Origin of the sequence: Nonomuraea sp. NPDC049504, assembly GCF_040676845.1 — a bacterium.
GTDB lineage: Bacteria > Actinomycetota > Actinomycetes > Streptosporangiales > Streptosporangiaceae > Nonomuraea > Nonomuraea salmonea.
On the sequence record NZ_JBFAPT010000048.1, the window covers coordinates 1 to 15893 of the forward strand.

At 71.3% G+C, this 15893-nt stretch carries 11 protein-coding genes; 9 read left to right on the plus strand and 2 right to left on the minus strand.

What is annotated here, in order from left to right; genetic code table 11:
- Positions 1 to 180: 180 nt before the first annotated feature.
- Positions 181 to 1557, minus strand: coding sequence for a DUF4331 domain-containing protein (locus AB0K28_RS48355; protein ID WP_364384516.1), 1377 nt, complete (start codon positions 1555 to 1557; stop codon positions 181 to 183).
- Between the two features lie 237 nt (positions 1558 to 1794).
- Between AB0K28_RS48355 and AB0K28_RS48360 the strand changes: the two genes are divergently transcribed.
- The 5 genes from AB0K28_RS48360 to AB0K28_RS48380 all read left to right on the plus strand — a co-directional run bounded on the left by AB0K28_RS48360 (position 1795) and on the right by AB0K28_RS48380 (position 7208).
- Entirely contained in the window at positions 1795 to 3501 is a 1707-nt protein-coding gene (locus AB0K28_RS48360) for an ABC transporter ATP-binding protein (RefSeq protein WP_364384519.1), read from the plus strand.
- Between the two features lie 120 nt (positions 3502 to 3621).
- Positions 3622 to 4425, plus strand: a complete 804-nt coding sequence (locus tag AB0K28_RS48365; protein WP_345397836.1) for a MurR/RpiR family transcriptional regulator — start codon at positions 3622 to 3624, stop codon at positions 4423 to 4425.
- An 82-nt stretch (positions 4426 to 4507) separates the two neighbouring features.
- Positions 4508 to 5194, plus strand: a complete 687-nt coding sequence (locus tag AB0K28_RS48370) for an SDR family oxidoreductase (RefSeq protein ID WP_364384523.1) — start codon at positions 4508 to 4510, stop codon at positions 5192 to 5194.
- 218 nt (positions 5195 to 5412) lie between these two features.
- A complete protein-coding gene (locus AB0K28_RS48375; RefSeq protein WP_345397839.1) occupies positions 5413 to 6354 on the plus strand; it encodes a sigma-70 family RNA polymerase sigma factor in 942 nt (313 codons plus the stop codon).
- Positions 6355 to 6446: 92 nt separating this feature from the next.
- Positions 6447 to 7208 carry an MOSC domain-containing protein gene (locus AB0K28_RS48380; RefSeq protein ID WP_364384526.1) on the plus strand — a complete coding sequence of 254 codons (762 nt, stop codon included), beginning with the start codon at positions 6447 to 6449 and terminating at the stop codon, positions 7206 to 7208.
- Between the two features lie 103 nt (positions 7209 to 7311).
- Here AB0K28_RS48380 and AB0K28_RS48385 read toward each other — a convergent pair whose 3' ends face one another.
- Positions 7312 to 8238: an iron-siderophore ABC transporter substrate-binding protein gene (locus AB0K28_RS48385; RefSeq protein WP_364384529.1), complete on the minus strand. Its 927-nt coding sequence runs from the start codon at positions 8236 to 8238 to the stop codon at positions 7312 to 7314.
- A gap of 204 nt (positions 8239 to 8442) precedes the next feature.
- Between AB0K28_RS48385 and AB0K28_RS48390 the strand changes: the two genes are divergently transcribed.
- The 4 genes from AB0K28_RS48390 to AB0K28_RS48405 all read left to right on the plus strand — a co-directional run bounded on the left by AB0K28_RS48390 (position 8443) and on the right by AB0K28_RS48405 (position 15877).
- Positions 8443 to 9756: an ammonium transporter gene (locus tag AB0K28_RS48390; RefSeq protein ID WP_364384532.1), complete on the plus strand. Its 1314-nt coding sequence runs from the start codon at positions 8443 to 8445 to the stop codon at positions 9754 to 9756.
- Positions 9753 to 10091, plus strand: coding sequence for a P-II family nitrogen regulator (locus AB0K28_RS48395; protein WP_345397847.1), 339 nt, complete (start codon positions 9753 to 9755; stop codon positions 10089 to 10091). Before AB0K28_RS48390 ends, AB0K28_RS48395 begins: the two co-directional genes overlap by 4 nt.
- Before the next feature lie 157 nt (positions 10092 to 10248).
- Entirely contained in the window at positions 10249 to 12474 is a 2226-nt protein-coding gene (locus AB0K28_RS48400) for a [protein-PII] uridylyltransferase (protein WP_364384537.1), read from the plus strand.
- 133 nt (positions 12475 to 12607) lie between these two features.
- Positions 12608 to 15877, plus strand: a complete 3270-nt coding sequence (locus AB0K28_RS48405; protein ID WP_364384540.1) for a nitrate- and nitrite sensing domain-containing protein — start codon at positions 12608 to 12610, stop codon at positions 15875 to 15877.
- The last annotated feature ends 16 nt before the right edge of the window (positions 15878 to 15893 follow it).

Here is a 15893-nt window from a genome sequence, read left to right on the forward strand (position 1 = left end):
TCAAGACCGGCACCCTCTACGACGAGGCAACCGCCTGGTCGCGTCACACCGAGTCGCTTGCTGCTTGACAACTAAAGCTCCTGGGATGTCTTTCCGGTGGCGGCAGACGTTGGGAGACGGGAGGTCTGCCGCCGGGGAGGACAGGCCGGTTCGGAGAGGAGACCGGCCGGTCCGCGATGGTCAGCGCTGGTTGACGGCCACGTTGCTCGGCAGCGGGATGTACGGGAACGCGGGCAGCGTCGGCTTGTCGTTGGCGTCCACCTTGTCCGTCAGGCCGGCCACCAGCTTGCCGGTCTGCGCGGCCCCGGCCACGGCCTGGAGCGAGATGTCCACGACGTCGTCGGTGAGCCGCCGGCCGTTCGGGAAGCCCTGGAGGTCGCCGCCGAGCACGCCGAGCCGGTTCGGGTCCTTGGCAGGCGGGATCGACATGTTGAGCCGGAGCATCTCCGCGGGCCGCAGCTTGCCGGCGTCCTTGTTGAGCACCTGCGAGTTGAGGTCGGCCTTGATGGGGCCGTTCTGCTTGGCGATGCCGGTCAGGAAGATCTCGACGAGGTCGGCGCGCGGGGTGGCGGGCGCCTTGATGCCGTAGACGGCCTGCAGCAGCCTGGCCGCCTCGGGGTCGGTGACGCGGTCCACGAGCGCCTTGACGCCCGCGTCCTTGGACGGGTCGAGCGCGTTGTAGGCGTCTTTCAGCCCGGCGGAGGCCACCAGCTCGTTGACCAGCGGGTTGCACAGGCGGGAGACCTGCACGTACGAGCTGCCGTTGTACTTGTCGGTGGTGGAGCAGACGCCGATCACGGGGTTGCGCTTGGGGTCGCCCTTGAGCGCGACCTCGGCGGCGGGGACCTGGACGGCCACGGTGTTGACGTTGTAGCCCTTGAGCGTGTCCTGACCGACGAGGGACAGGTTGCCCCCGTACAGGAAGTCGAACACGCGCAGGTCGAGGAAGAACGCCTCGTCCGACTGCCCGGCGAAGCTCTTGCCGCCGCCCGGCAGGGTCTTGACGGCCTGGTCGCGCAGGGCGCCGTAGTCGGGCATCGAGGCGCGGCCGACGTTGCTGGGGGCGACGACGCCGTCGGAGACCAGCGTCCTCGTGCCGCCCTGGGTGATCCGCTTGAGCGTGTAGCGCTGGCGGAAGAGCAGATTGGGGTCGTCGAGCGAGGTGACGGGGCCGTTGTTGTAGAGGAACGTGGTGGTGCCGCGTCTGTCCTCGTTGCGGAACGTCCATCGGTAGGTGATGTCCGTCTTGGCGTCACCGTCGTTGTCGATCTTTATGTTGTACCGGGACCTGGTGGCGAACGGGTAGAAGTTCGGGCCGCCGTTGGGCTCCTCGAACGGGATCCAGTTCGCCATCAGGGTCACGGTGCCGGCTTTGTCGGGGCTCACGAACGCGTACACGTCGGTGTTGTCGTGCTGAGGGTCCCCCGAGATCATCGGGGCTTCGCGGTGCGAGGAAGCGTCGCCGGAGTCGGTGCGGAACGCGGCCAGGGACGACGCGGCGACCGCTGCGGCGAGGCCAAGTCCGACTAGAGCGCGCCGGTTGATCCGGAGCTCCATGTTCGGTCCTTTCGAAGGGCTGATCGTGACGTACGAGGGATCCGGCCGGGTTCCTCGACGCCCTATTCGTCCGGCGGCGGCTGTTGGATGCAGGAGATTTCAGCTCCTCCTCAAGGAGGAGGAGTCAACCAAAGTTGACATACTCAGGTCGTCAATTTAGGTTGACCCGTGTCGGGGGTGCGGTTCGCGTGGTCCCGTTCGTTGGGCAAGTCGAGAAATGTCGTGAGAGGAGATGTGGTGGTCAAGGAGTTGCTCGCCTACCTGCGCCCGCACAGGAAGATCCTTCTTGCGGGCGGGCTGCTGGGCCTGATCGGCTCGGCGGCGGGCCTCGCGATGCCGTTGCTGGCGAAGTACGTCGTGGACGCCTTCGGCCAGAACGGCTCCCTGGCCGGGCCGTTACTCGGGCTGACCGTCGCGGTGCTGGTCGGCGCCGTGGTCTCGGCCGGAGGCGGTTACCTGATGGAACGTACGGGCGAGGGCATCGTGCTCGGCGCCCGTCGCAGGCTCGTGGACCGGATGTTGCGGCTCAGGGTGGCCGACGTGGACCGGCTCAAGCCCGGCGACCTGCTGTCGCGGGTGACCGGTGACACGACGTTGCTCCGCTCGGTGCTCACCAACGGCGTCGTGGACTCGGTCAGCTCGGTGTTCATGCTGGTCGGCGCCATCGTGCTGATGGCCGCCATGGACGGCGTGCTGCTGCTCGTCACCCTGCTCGTCGTGGTGGTGATCGGCGGGCTGGTCGCGCTCATCATGCCGCGCATCCAGCGGGCGCAGACCCAGGCCCAGGAGGCCGTGGGCGAGATGGGGGCCGTGCTGGACCGGGCGCTGCAGGCGTACCGGACGGTCAAGGCCAGCGGCGCGGAGGAGCGGGAGATCGCCGAGGTCGGCGTGGCCGCCACGCGCGCCCGCGACCGCGGGCTGCAGGTCGCCGGCTGGACGTCGCTCGCGGGGGTGGCGACGTGGATGGCGGTGCAGATCGCGTTCCTCGCCGTGCTGGGCGTCGGCGGCGCGCGGGTCTCGTCGGGCACGCTCGAGGTCTCGTCGCTGATCGCGTTCCTGCTCTACCTGTTCTACCTGGTGCCGCCGATCGGGCAGCTCGTGCAGGGCGGGGTGCAGCTCCAGCAGGGGCTGGCCGCGTTGCGGCGGATCAAGGAGGTCGAGGACCTGCCGGCCGAGCCCGCCGGCGTCGCCCCGCGCGAGGACGCCAGGCCGATCGGCGTGCAGTTCCGCGACGTCGTCTTCCGGTACGGCGACGACCGGCCCGTCGTGCACGACGGCGTCACCTTCGAGGTGTCGCCCGGCGGCCTGACCGCGCTGGTGGGCCCGTCGGGAGCGGGCAAGTCGACGGTGTTCGCGCTGCTCGAACGCTTCTACGAGCACCAGGGCGGGCAGATCCTGGTGGACGGCCGCGACATCCGCGACTGGCCGCTCGGCGAGCTGCGCGCCGCGCTCGGCTACGTCGAGCAGGACGCCCCCGTCCTGGCCGGCACGCTGCGGGAGAACCTGCTCTTCGCCGCACAGGACGCCACCGAGGAGGAGCTGCGGGCGGCGATCGCGCGTACCAGGCTGGACGACCTCGTCGCCCGGCTGCCCGACGGGCTGGAGACCCCGGTCGGCCACCGCGGCGTGCTGCTGTCGGGCGGCGAGCGGCAGCGCGTGGCCATCGCCAGGGCGCTGCTGCGCAAGCCCAGGCTGCTGCTGCTCGACGAGGCCACCTCCCAGCTCGACGCGGTCAACGAGCTGCGGCTGCGCGAGGTCATCGCCGAGGTCGCGGCGGAGACCACGGTGCTGGTCATCGCGCACCGCCTCTCGACGGTGACGGGCGCCGACCGGATCGTGGTGATGGAGGGCGGCGGCGTACGCGCGGTCGGCAGCCACGACGAGCTGGTCGGCTCCGACGAGCTGTACAGGGAGCTGGCTGCCACCCAGTTCCTGGTCGGCTGACGGCACCTGACCAGGGAAAACGTGACCTATGGGGAGTGGGTGCACGGGAGGGCGGGATGAGAACGGCGGGTCCCGTGCGTTGAGGGTGGCGTGGCGGACGGATATCACGGTGGGCTTGAGATGCTGCTGGATGGCCGGAGGCTGTCGCCCGTACAGCACAGGATCGCCGACTACCTCAGCGAGCACCTCGACGAGGCGATCTTCCTGTCGAGCGTCGAGCTGGCCGAACGGGCCGGGGTCAGCCAGCCCTCCGTGACCCGGTTCGCGATGGTGCTGGGCTTCACCGGCTACCCCGAGCTGCGCCAGGCGCTGCGCCCCCTCGTGCTCGGCGGGGGTGCGGAGTCGCCGCATGAGAGCCTGCTCCGCACCGCCATCGACTGCGAGATCCGCAACCTCGCCACGATGAGGGAGCGCCTGTCCCACTTCCCGCTCAAGGAGCTGGGCGAGCACCTCGCCGCCACCGAGCCGCTGCCGGTGCTGGGCCTGCGGGCCTCGTGCGGGCTGGCCACCACGTTCGCCTACTACGCCCGCCGCATCCACCCCGACGTGCGGCTGCTCGTCCACGGCGGCTCCGAGCTGGCCGAGGGCTTGCACGCCGCCCAGCGGGCGGGCGCCGAGTGGGTGGTGGCCGTGGTGCTGCCGCGCTATCCCGCCGAGACGTTGCAGGCCCTGGAGTACGCCACCAAGCTCGGCCTGCGGGTCGCCGCCATCACCGACAGGGTAGGGCTGCCCGCCGAGGTCGTGCTCGACGCGCCCGTGGGCGACGGCTTCGTCTTCAACTCCCACGCCGCGCCGCTGATGCTGGCCATGGCGCTGGTGGAGGCCATGGCCGAGGCCGTGCCGCTGCGGACGCGGGCCAGGCTGGAGGAGTACGAGCGGATGACCGAGGAGACCGGCACCTTCCTGACCGGCGACCCCGCCTGACCCGGCGGCGGACCGGACCTCAAGGCCCCGTGCCCAGCCCGCAGTGCCTCCGCGTGGCGCTCAAGGTCAATAAGCTGCCGCTATGACTGAACGACCGAAGGCGCTGGTCACCGGCGCCTCCCGAGGGGTGGGCGCGGCCGTCGCGCGGGCCCTGGCCCCCACCCACGACGTCCTGCTCGGCGGCCGTGACGAGCAGGCGCTGTCCGCGCTCGCCGCCGAGCTGCCCGGGGCGCGGCCCTGGCCGGTGGAGCTGACCGGGGTCACGCAGGCCGACGTCGCTGACATCGACCGGCTCGACGTGCTCGTCCACAGCGCCGGCGTGGCCACCCTCGGCCGCATCGCCGATCAGAGCGCCGACGTCTGGCGGCGCACGTACGAGGTCAACGTGGTCGCCGTCGCCGAGCTGACCAGGCTGCTGCTGCCCGCGCTCAGGCAGGCGGGCGGGCACGTCGTGTGCGTGAACTCGGGCTCCGGGCAGCGGGCCAACCCCGACTGGGGTGCGTACGCGGCCAGCAAGTTCGCCCTGAAGGCGTTCGCCGACGTGCTGCGGCTGGAGGAGCCCCTGCTCAGGGTCACCACCGTCTATCCCGGCAGGACGGCCACCGACATGCAGCGGGGCGTGCGGGCGTACGAGGGCGGGGAGTTCGAGCCCGAGCGCTACCTGCGGCCGGAGAGCGTGGCGCGGGCCGTCGTCGCGACGATCACGGCAGGGCCCGACGCGCACCTCACCGAGCTGACCCTGCGTCCCAGGGGCGGTCCGGTGAACTGAGTCCGCGCGCGCGGCCGTGGGGACGTAGGGTGGCCCCGGCGTCCCCTCCCGGCAGGGCCGGCCCGGCCCATCCCTCGTTCACCAGGGGTTTCAGCGCCCTCTCCTCCTTGAGGAGGACATCCAGAACCCTCCCGCAGACGTAGTGCTTTAGGGAATCTTTGCTTCTGGTCGGACGTTGGCCGGATATAGAACGCAGCTGCGGAACGAGGTGCCAGGGGATGGCAAGGCCTACGGGGAGTCGCACGCAGGAGCAGCACGTCGCCGAGCGCGATCTGCTGGGGACCTACCTGGCCGAGATCGGCCGGGTCCCGCTGCTCACGGCGGAGGAGGAAGTGGAGCTCGCCAAGCGGATCGAGGCGGGTCTGTTCGCCGAGCAGCTGCTCGACAGCGGGGGCACGGAGCCGCGCATCGGGGACGCGGCCGACGAGGAGCTTGAGCGGCTGGCCATTTCCGGCCGGCGGGCGAAGGAGGAGTTCATCCAGGCCAACCTGCGCCTGGTGGTGGCGGTGGCCAGGAAATACTCGGGCCGGGGCATGCCGCTGATCGACCTCGTCCAGGAGGGGAACCTGGGCCTGGTGCGGGCGGTGGAGAAGTTCGACTACCGGCGCGGTTACAAGTTCTCGACGTACGCGACGTGGTGGATCAGGCAGTCCGTCGGCCGGGCCATCCACGAGCAGGCCCGCCCGGTGCGGCTGCCCACCCACGCGGGGGAGCAGATGACCCGGCTCATGCGGGTCCGGCGCGACATGCTGGCCGAGTTCGACGCCGAGCCGACCGACGACGATCTCGCCGGCATCCTCGACCTGCCGATCGAGCGGGTGCGCGAGTTGCGCCGCTGGGCGTCCGACCCGGTGTCGTTGCAGCTCGGCGTGGGTGACGAGGACGAGACCGAGCTGGGCGACATGATCGCCGACGAGACGTGGGCCGATCCCGAGCAGCAGGCCATCGACATCCTGGAGCGTGAGCGGCTCGACCAGTGGCTCACCGGCCTTGAGGGGCCGACCAGCGAGATGCTGCGCTGGCGCTACGGGCTGGTCGACGGGCGCGAGCACACGCTGACGGAGGTGGGCGAGCGTTACGGCATCGGCCGCGACCGCGCCCGCCGCATCGAGCGCGACGCGTTGGCCCGCCTGCGCAAGATGGCCACGGCCGCCGCCTGACGACCGAGCTGACGACCGAGCTGACGACCGAGCTGAGGGCCCGCTGACGTCCCGGAGGGGGAGGCGCGTCGGCGGGCCCTAGGCTTTTGTGCATGCATGTGGAGATTCTGCGCCGCTATCCCGTGAAGTCGATGCTGGGCGAAGAGCTCGCCGAGAGCGTGGTGAGCGAGCGCGGGCTGGCCGGTGACCGGGCGCGGGCGGTGCTCGACGTGGCCACCGGGAAGATCGCCAGCGCCAAGAATCCACGGCTGTGGCGGCGGCTGCTCACCCTCGAAGGCGCTCGGGTGCCCGGTGACGCCGAGCTGTCGGAGCTGCTCGGGCGCGAGGTGCGGGTGATCGACGTGCCGCCGGAGGGGGCCGAGCTGGAGCGGTCGGTGCCGGAGCGGGTGCTGGCCGAAGGGATCGAGGCGGAGGTGCCGTACACGGTGGGGACGCTGGGGGCGGGCGCTCCCGCGGGCACGTTCTTCGACTTCGCGCCCCTCCACCTCATCACCACCTCCGCCCTCGGCGCGATCGGCGCGCACGGGCCGCGCGGGCGGGTCGAGGACGTGCGCTACCGCCCCAACCTGGTGATCGCCACCGAGGGGGAGGGGTTCGTCGAGAACGGCTGGGTGGACCGGCGGCTGCGCGTCGGCGACGAGGTGGAGCTGCACGTCATCGTGACCAGCCCGCGCTGCGCGGTGCCGACGCTGGAGCACGGCGCGCTGGCCCGCGACACCGACGCGCTGCGCACCGTGGCCAGGCACAACCGGGTGGCGGTGTTCGACATGGGGCCGCAGCCGTGCGCCGGGGTGTACGCGCGGGTGACCCGCCCCGGCCGCGTCAGGAAGGGCGACCAGGTCACCCTCATCTGAACGCCCGGCCCTCCGGCCGCCTCGAACGCTCGGCCCTCCGGCCGCCTCGAACGCCCGGCCTTCCGACCGCCCTCGAACGGCCGGGCCGCCTCCACCTTCGGGGTCACGCCAGCGGGGCGAGGTGCTTGTCGAGGTCGTCGAGGATCTTGCCGGCGGCGGTGACGCCGATGCCGGTCATCCAGATCTCGTCGTCCACGTTGTGGGCGTTGCCGGACTTGACCGCCCCGAGGTTCTTCCACAGGGGGCCGCCGGTGACCTCGGCCTGCGCCTTGGCGGCGTTCTCCCCGTACGCGCTGTAGAAGATCGCGTCACCGTCGGCCTTGGCGATGTTCTCCTGGCTCAGCTTGCCGAAGCGCCGGTCCTCCTGGTCGTTGAGCTGCTGCGCCTCGGGTCGCGGGATGCCGGCGTCGCCGACCACGATGCCGCTGAACGACTGCGGCCCGTACATCCTGATCTCGGTCGGCATGAACCGGACGATGCTGACCTGCAGCTTGGCGTACTTGGCGCCGACCTCCTTGGCGCGCGTCCCGTACGCCGTCAGCAGCTGCTGCGCCTGCTCCTTCTTGCCCAGCGCCTCGGCGTCGAGCAGGAAGTTCTCCTTCCAGGTGATGCCGACCCGCTCGGTGAACACGGTCGGGGCGATCTTGGAGAGCTTGTCGTAGAAGGCGGCCTGGCGGAACTTCGAGCCGAGGATGAGGTCGGGCTTGAGCGCGATGATGGCCTCGATGTTCGGCTGCTGGAGGGTGCCGACGGGCTTGGTGCCGGCCAGGGCGGAGCCGAGGTATTCGGGCCAGGTCTGGTTCTCCTGGGCCTGGGCGGCTCCGACGGGCGCGAGGCCGAGCGAGACCATGGAGTCGAGCTTGTCGGTGTCGAGCACGACAACCCGTTTCGGCGTCATGGGCACCTTCGTCTCACCCATGGCGTGCTTGACGGTACGGGTGGGGCCCGCGTCCTCGGCCGTGGTGGACGTGCCACAGGCGGCGAGGGCGAGAACGGGCAGCATGGCGGCGATGGCCAGGCGTAGGCGCATGGGCGTTCCTTGATCGTTAGGTAAGGCAAACCTAAGTATGGCACGGACGATATCGCCGTGCTCAAAAGCGTTCTGTGAGACGTCCGAAACGCGTGCGAAACACCTCTGCGCTGAGATTCACGAATGTGAAACACACCTGGTCGAGCCACGAAACTCCGGGCGAACACGCTGTGGCCACACGTCACATGTAAGGAGGGTCGCGTCGTGAAGATCGACAGCGGCACGACTGCCTGGATGCTCGCGGCCACCGCATTGGTGCTGTTGATGACACCGGGCCTCGCGCTTTTCTACGGGGGCATGACCAGGGCCAAGAGTGTCCTGAACATGATGATGATGTCGTTCGGCGCCATCGTCGTCGTGAGCATCACCTGGATGCTCTATGGCCACTCACTCGCTTTCACGGAAAACCCCAGTTCAGCGCTCAACGCCTTCGTCGGCGGCTTCGACGCCCTGGGCCTGCAGAGCCTGGTGGACACCGCGACCAGTGACGACGGCACCGGCATGCCGAGCCTCGTCTTCTCCGCCTTCCAGATGACGTTCGCCATCATCACCGTCGCGCTGATCAGCGGTGCCATCGCGGACCGCGCGAAGTTCGGCGCGTGGATGCTGTTCGGCGTCATCTGGGCCACGATCGTCTACTTCCCCGTCGCCCACTGGGTGTGGGGCGGCGGCTGGCTCAACTCGATGGGCATCGAGGACTTCGCGGGCGGCACGGTCGTCCACATCAACGCGGGAGCCGCGGCGCTCGCGCTGGCGCTGGTGCTGGGCAAGCGCCAGGGCTGGCGCAAGGAGCCGATGCGGCCGCACAACCTCACGCTGGTGCTGCTCGGCGCGGCCCTGCTGTGGTTCGGCTGGTTCGGCTTCAACGCAGGCTCCGAGCTGGTCGTCGACGGCATCGCCGGTCTGGCCTTCATGAACACGCAGGTCGCCACCGCGGTCGCGGTCGGCGCCTGGCTCACGGTGGAGAAGCTGCGTGACGGCCACGCCACCAGCCTCGGCGCGGCCTCCGGCGCGGTCGCCGGTCTGGTCGCCATCACCCCGGCCTGTGGTTTCGTCGACCCCTGGGCGGCCATGCTCATCGGCCTGCTCGCCGGCGCCGTCTGTGCCTACGCCGTGGGCCTGAAGTACAAGCTCGGCTACGACGACTCCCTCGACGTGGTCGGCGTGCACCTGGTCGGCGGCGTGATCGGCGCCGTCGCGCTCGGCTTCGTGGCCGCCTACCCCGCCACCGACGAGCAGAGCCAGGGCCTGTTCTACGGCGGCGGCTTCGGCCAGCTCGGGCTCCAGGTGCTCGGCCCGGTGGCCGTGGGCCTCTACTCCTTCGTCATCACGTGGATCATCGGCAAGATCATCGACAAGACGATGGGCTTCCGCATCAAGGCCGAGGACGAGGTCACCGGCATCGACATCACCACCCACGCCGAGACCGGCTACGACCTCGGCACCGTTCACGCCTCCGGCGTGAGCTCCCCCAACGGCCCCGTCACGGCTCCCGCCACGAAGAAGGTGGACGCATGAGGCTCATCACCGCGATCATCAAGCCCTTCAAGCTCGATGACGTGAAGGCCGCGCTCGAACAGTTCGGCATCAAAGGCATGACGGTCAGCGAGGCCAGCGGCTACGGCCGGCAGCGCGGCCACACCGAGGTCTACCGCGGCGCCGAGTACCAGGTCGACCTGGTGCCCAAGGTGCGCCTCGAGGTCCTCATCGAGGAGGACGACGCCGAGGACGTGATCGACGTCATCACCAAGGCGGCGCACACCGGCAAGATCGGCGACGGCAAGGTCTGGTCCGTCCCCGTCGACACCGTCATCCGGGTACGCACCGGCGAACGGGGTCCGGAAGCCCTGTGATGAAACCGCGGCGAAGCGCGGGCACCCTCCCGGGGGCGTCCGCGCGGAGCGAGGCCCGACCGGCCGACGACGTCCGGCGGGGGGTTCACAGGGGGAAGGACCCGAGGCGAAGCCCGGACGAGGGCGTCCGAGCGGAGCTCTGCAAGGGGGCACTGCAGTGAGGGGAGAGGCCCGTTCGTACGCCGCGGCCCGCAAGGAGCGGACCGCGGACACCGACCGCTGGCTCAAGGATCTCTTCCGCACGGCGAGCGACGGCGACCAGGTCTCCCTGGTCGCCGTCGGCAGCCTGGGAAGGGGGGAGCCGGCGCCGGGCAGCGACCTCGACCTGGTGCTGCTCCACACCGGCCGGGCCGACGTGGCGAGGATCGCCGACCGGATCTGGTATCCGATCTGGGACGCGGCGGTCGGTCTCGACCACTCCGTGCGCACGGTGGAAGAAGCGGTCTCGGTCGCCAGGCAGGACCTCAAGGCCGTGCTCGGCCTGATCCAGGCCAGGCACGTGGCCGGCGACCCCGACCTGACCAGGAAGGCCAGGGAGGCGGTGCTGGCCGAATGGCGGGCCGACTCGCGGCGCCGGCTCGGCGAGCTGCGGGAGGCCGCCGACCAGCGGGCGCAGGCCAGCGGGGAGCTGGCGTTCCTGCTGGAGCCCGATCTCAAGGACGGCCGTGGCGGGCTCCGCGACGTCCAGGCCATGCAGGCGGTGGCCGCCGCATGGGTCGCCTCGGCCCCCGGACCGCGGGCGCGCGAGGCGTACGAGTTCATCCTCGACGTGCGGCACGCGCTGCACGTCGTCACCGCCCGTGGCACCGACCGCCTGGTGCTCCAGGAGCAGGACGCGGTGGCCGGGCTGCTCGGCCTGCTCGACGCCGAGGCGCTGATGCGCCGGCTGGCCGAGGCGGGCCGCACGATCTCCCACGCCTTCGACGCGACCTGGCGCACCGTTGACAGGCTGGTGTCAGGCCCGGCTCCACGCGGGCGCCGCCCGCTGGCCGACGGCGTGGTGGAGCACGGCGGCGAGGTGGTGCTCGCCAGGGGCGTCGATCCGCGTAAGGATCCCGTCCTGGTGCTGCGCGCCGCGGCCGCCGCGGCCGACTCGGGGCTGCCGCTCGCGCCCGCGACCGTCTCCGTGCTCGCAGCTCAGTCGGCGCCGATGCCGGTGCCCTGGCCCGAGGAGGCCCGCGACGCGCTGGTGTCGATCCTCGGCGCGGGCCGCGCCGCCGTGCCCGTGTGGGAGGAGCTCGATCAGGCGGGCATCATTGTCAAGTTGCTTCCTGACTGGGAGCGCGTACGCCACCGCCCCCAGCGCAACCCGATCCACCGGTTCACGGTCGACCGTCACCTGATCGAGGCCGCGGCCAACGCCGCCAGCCACACCCGCGAGGTCTCCAGGCCCGACCTGCTGCTGATCGCGGCGCTGCTGCACGACGTCGGCAAGGGCTGGCCCGGCGACCATTCGGCGACCGGCGAGGTGGTGGTCCGCGACATCGCGACCCGCATCGGCCTGCCGTCCGCCGACGTCGAGACGCTGGCCACCGTCGTACGCCACCACCTGCTGCTGCCCGAGACCGCCACCCGCAGAGACCTCGACGACCCCGTCACGATCGAGAAGGTCGCGGGCACGGTCGGCTCGCGCGAGGTGCTCGACCTGCTGGCCGCGCTGGCTGTCGCCGACGGCATCGCGACCGGCCCGGCCGCCTGGAACTCGTGGAAGGCCGGCCTGGTGGCCGACCTCGTCCGCCGGGTGCGCTCGGTGCTGGCCGGCTCGCCCCCGCCCAAGCCGCCGACGCTCTCGCCCGAGCAGGCCGGTCTCGCCCGCCATGGAGGTGGGGCCGTCCGGGTGCACGGGGGAGCGGTCACGGTCGTCGCGCCCGACCGGGTGGGCCTGCTGTGGAGCGCCGCCGGCGTGCTGTCGGCGCACCGGCTCGTGGTGCGCTCGGCGTCGTCGGCGTCCGCCGGTTCGACGGCGGTGATCGAGTTCTCCGTCATCCCCGAGTACGGCTCCCCGCCGGACCCCGCGACCCTCGAAGCCGATCTCCGTCTCGTCCTTGCCGGCCGTCTTGACATAGAGCAACGACTGGCCCGCCGCGCGAGGGCCGTCAGGCCGCCTCGCGTACCGGTCGCTCCGCCCCGTGTGACCTTGGTGGATGACGCCTCGGCGACCGCCACGGTGGTCGAAGTCAGGGCCCATGACAGGCCGGGGCTCCTGTGGCGCATCGGGCGGGCGTTCGGTGAGTGCGGTCTTGACGTGAGGGCCGCTCGCGTGGAGACTCTCGGCGCGGAGGCGGTGGACGTCTTCTACGTTGTGGACCGCGCTGGTCGCCCCCTCAGCGACGACGCGCAAAGGGCCCAAGTCCGCGATCAAGTCCTTGCCGCACTGCGATAACCAACAACACACGACAACCGGTCACGTTTGTAACGATTGTGTCCGATATGCCTGTTAAGTCAGATGCTGCGGATACCTTGTGGTCGGTCTGACGACCCGTTGCGGACGGGACGATTGAGGGGTAGCGGGAGCGGTGACTACGGGGAATTCGGGCAGCGGCACGGCCGCGCAGCCAGGCCGCGCGAAGCGGCTGCTGCAGCGGCTCGGCCTGCGGAACTGGCGGGTGCGGTGGCGGCTCACCGCGCTCATCCTGGTGCCGACCATCGCCGCAGTCGTGCTCGGGGGAGCGCGTGTGGTGGGCTCGGTCCAGAGCATCGCCGTCTATGACCGCACGGCCACCGCCGCCGAGCAGGCCGGCCGCATCCGTGACCTGGTGCAGGCGCTGGGGCTGGAGCGCGACACAGGCGGCTGGGTCGGCGCGAGCCGGGCCATGCGCAAGAAGCTCGCCACGCCGCTCGCCCAGCGCAAGGCCGCCGTGGACACGCTGGTCAAGGCCGTCCGCGCGGACCTCGACACCATGGACGAGTCCTACGGTCCCCGCGTGGTCAAGGCCGTCGAGCAGGTCAGGTACGACCTCGGCCGGCTGCCCAAGATCAGGGAAGAGGGCCAGAGGAACACCATCCGCTACGACTTCCTCACCGACACCCTGATCAAGCTGCACGACGAGCTTTCGCTGATGTCGGACGACTCGCAGATCGTCGGCCAGTTCCGCGGCCTGAGCGCGCTCGTCGCGGCCAAGGAGGAGATCTCCCGCCAGCGCGTCCAGCTCCTGCAGGCGTCCTACGACGCCGCGAGCGTGGACGCCAAGGAGGTCGAGCAGTTCATCGCCTCCAACGCCCGCCAGCAGAGCGACATCGCCACCGTGGGCGCCGAGGCCGGCGTCGAGGTCGGCCTGGAACTGTCCAAGGCGCTGGCCTCCAAGCCCGAGTACGTCAACATCCAGCTCACCAAGTCCCGGGCGATCGCGCTGGTCAGCGGCAAGGAGCCGGGCGCCCGCATCGTCGACAACCTGATCTCGGCCAGGGCCGAGCGGCAGGAGTGGTTCGACAGCAACACCGCCGCCATCGACCTGCTGCACGGCATCGAGAAGGGCCTGGCGGACAAGGTGAACCTGCGCAGCCAGGAGCTGCGCTCGCAGGAGATCCGCAACGCGATCATCGCGGGGATCCTCATCCTCGCGCTGCTCGCGGTCGTGCTGCTGCTCACCGTGGCCATCGCCCGCTCGATGGTCGGCCCGCTGCGGCGGCTGCGCACCGAGGCGCTGGAGGTGGCCGGGTTCCGGCTGCCCGACGTGGTGCGCCAGCTGCGCGTCAGCGGCGACCCCGCCTCCGTGCGTGAGGTGCAGCCCATCGCCGTGGACGGCGACGACGAGATCGGCGAGGTGGCCAGGGCCTTCGACCAGGTGCACCGGCAGGCCGTCCGCCTGGCGGGCGAGGAGGCCGAGCTGCGCAGCAACATCAGCTCGATGTTCGTCAACCTCTCCCGCCGCACCCAGACCCTGGTCGAGCGGCAGATCTCGCTCATCGACGGCCTGGAGAAGGGCGAGCAGGACGGCGGCCGGCTGGCCGACCTGTTCAAGCTCGACCACCTGGCCACCCGCATGCGCCGCAACTCCGAGAACCTCCTGGTCCTCGCCGGCCACGACGCCACCCGCCGGCGCAGCCAGCCGGCCAAGCTGGTCGACGTCGTCCGCGCCGCGCTGTCGGAGGTCGAGGGCTACGAGCGCGTCCAGGTGCGGGTGCACCGCGCCACCTCCGTGCTCGGCAGCTGCGCCAACGACCTCGTCCACCTGGTCGCCGAGCTGGTCGAGAACGCCATCCAGTTCTCCCCGAGCAACTCCCAGGTCATCGTCACCAGCAGCCTCATCGAGGGCGGCGGCGCCCTGCTGTCGGTCACCGACAGCGGCATCAGCATGACCGAGGAGGAGCTGGCCGAGGCCAACCGCCGGCTGGCCGAGCCGCCCGTCGTGGACGTGTCGGTCTCCCGGCGCATGGGCCTGTTCGTGGTCGGCCGCCTGGCGCTGCGCCACGGCATCCGGGTGCAGCTGCGCAGGGGCGAGGGCAGCGGGCTGATCGCCATGGTGCTGCTGCCGCCGACGCTGATCGCCGACGGCACCCAGCAGCAGCCGCTGCCGCAGCGGCCCGCGTTCGGTGGCGGGACCGTGCCGTCGCAGGCGGGCGCGCCCGCGCAGAACGGGTCGTTCCGGTCGTTCGCCAGCTTCGACTCCTTCGACGCGGCGGGGCCACGCGCGGGTTCCTTCGACAACGGACACCGGCCTGGACCTGCCGCGTTCGACAGCGGCCCGGCGCGGCAGGGTCCCTCGACGTTCGACAGCGGTCCCGTGCGGCCCGGCGCCCCGGCGTTCGGCGGCGGTTCCGCGCCGCAGGGCCCGTCCGCGTTCGACAGCGGTTCCGCGCCGCAGGGTCCGTCCGCGTTCGACGGCGGGCCAGGCAGGCAGGGGCCTTCGTCCTTCGACGGCGCTCCCGGCCGTCCGGCCGAGGGCGGGCCGGCGCACCCCGTGAACGGGCCCGTCAACGGGCCCGTCAACGGTGGCCACGTCAGGCCGGGCGGCCTGCCCAGGCGCTCGCCCGGCTCGTTCGACGGCGCGCCTGGACAGGGGCCGAGGTCCTTCGACGGCGCGCCGCCGCAGGCTCCTCCGGCGAACGGCGGCCCTGCGGCCCCCCAGACCGGACCTCAGACCGGGCCTCAGACCGGGGCGCGGTCGTTCGACGGCGGGCCCTCGTACGGATCGTTCCCCTCCGACCCGGGCCGTGCCGGGGTCAACGGCTTCACCGCCGACACCGACGGCGGCGCCTACCGCAGGCATCAGGGGACGTACGACTCCGGCGCCTACCCCTCGTACCCCAGTGCTCCTCCCGGCGCATCTGGTAATGGCGCGTTCCAGACGCCGCAGCCCTCGTCCTACTCGACCAACGACGTGCGTACGCCCGACCCGGCCCCCTCGGCGGACACCCCGCCTGAGCAGGGGCGGGAGGACTACCTGCCGATCTTCGCCGCGGTGGAGTCGGCCTGGTTCCGCAGGCCGCCGGGCGAGGCGGCGGAGGGGCCGGGAGAGTCCACGGCCGCGCACGCCGTACCCTCTGGTGAGGAAGCGTGGCGGACGGCCGCGGACGCCGGCTGGCAAGCGGCGAAAGCGGCCGCCGAGCCAAGCCTCGGTGGCATCACCGCCGCCGGGCTCCCCAAGCGCACCCCCAAGGCCAACCTGGTGCCTGGCACGGCGAGCAGCCGGCCCGCGCAGGCACCGCAGCAGCAGGAGCAGCGGCAGGCACCGCCGCCGCCTCCGGTCTCCGCTGACCGGATCCGCAGCAGGCTGGCCAGCTTCCAGCAGGGTGTGCGCAGGGGTCGCCAGGAGATTCGTGGACAGGAGGACAAGAGTGAGTAAGCGTCCCGCCGGGGAG

What these genes read in the sequence shown, in the direction of transcription:
- AB0K28_RS48355 (WP_364384516.1), bottom strand. Translation starts at nt 1,557, where the DNA reads ATGGAGCTCCGGATCAACCGGCGCGCTCTAGTCGGACTTGGCCTCGCC.
- AB0K28_RS48365 (WP_345397836.1), top strand. Translation starts at nt 3,622, where the DNA reads ATGCTGCTGGATGGCCGGAGGCTGTCGCCCGTACAGCACAGGATCGCC.
- AB0K28_RS48370 (WP_364384523.1), top strand. Translation starts at nt 4,508, where the DNA reads ATGACTGAACGACCGAAGGCGCTGGTCACCGGCGCCTCCCGAGGGGTG.
- AB0K28_RS48375 (WP_345397839.1), top strand. Translation starts at nt 5,413, where the DNA reads ATGGCAAGGCCTACGGGGAGTCGCACGCAGGAGCAGCACGTCGCCGAG.
- AB0K28_RS48380 (WP_364384526.1), top strand. Translation starts at nt 6,447, where the DNA reads ATGCATGTGGAGATTCTGCGCCGCTATCCCGTGAAGTCGATGCTGGGC.
- AB0K28_RS48385 (WP_364384529.1), bottom strand. Translation starts at nt 8,238, where the DNA reads ATGCGCCTACGCCTGGCCATCGCCGCCATGCTGCCCGTTCTCGCCCTC.
- AB0K28_RS48395 (WP_345397847.1), top strand. Translation starts at nt 9,753, where the DNA reads ATGAGGCTCATCACCGCGATCATCAAGCCCTTCAAGCTCGATGACGTG.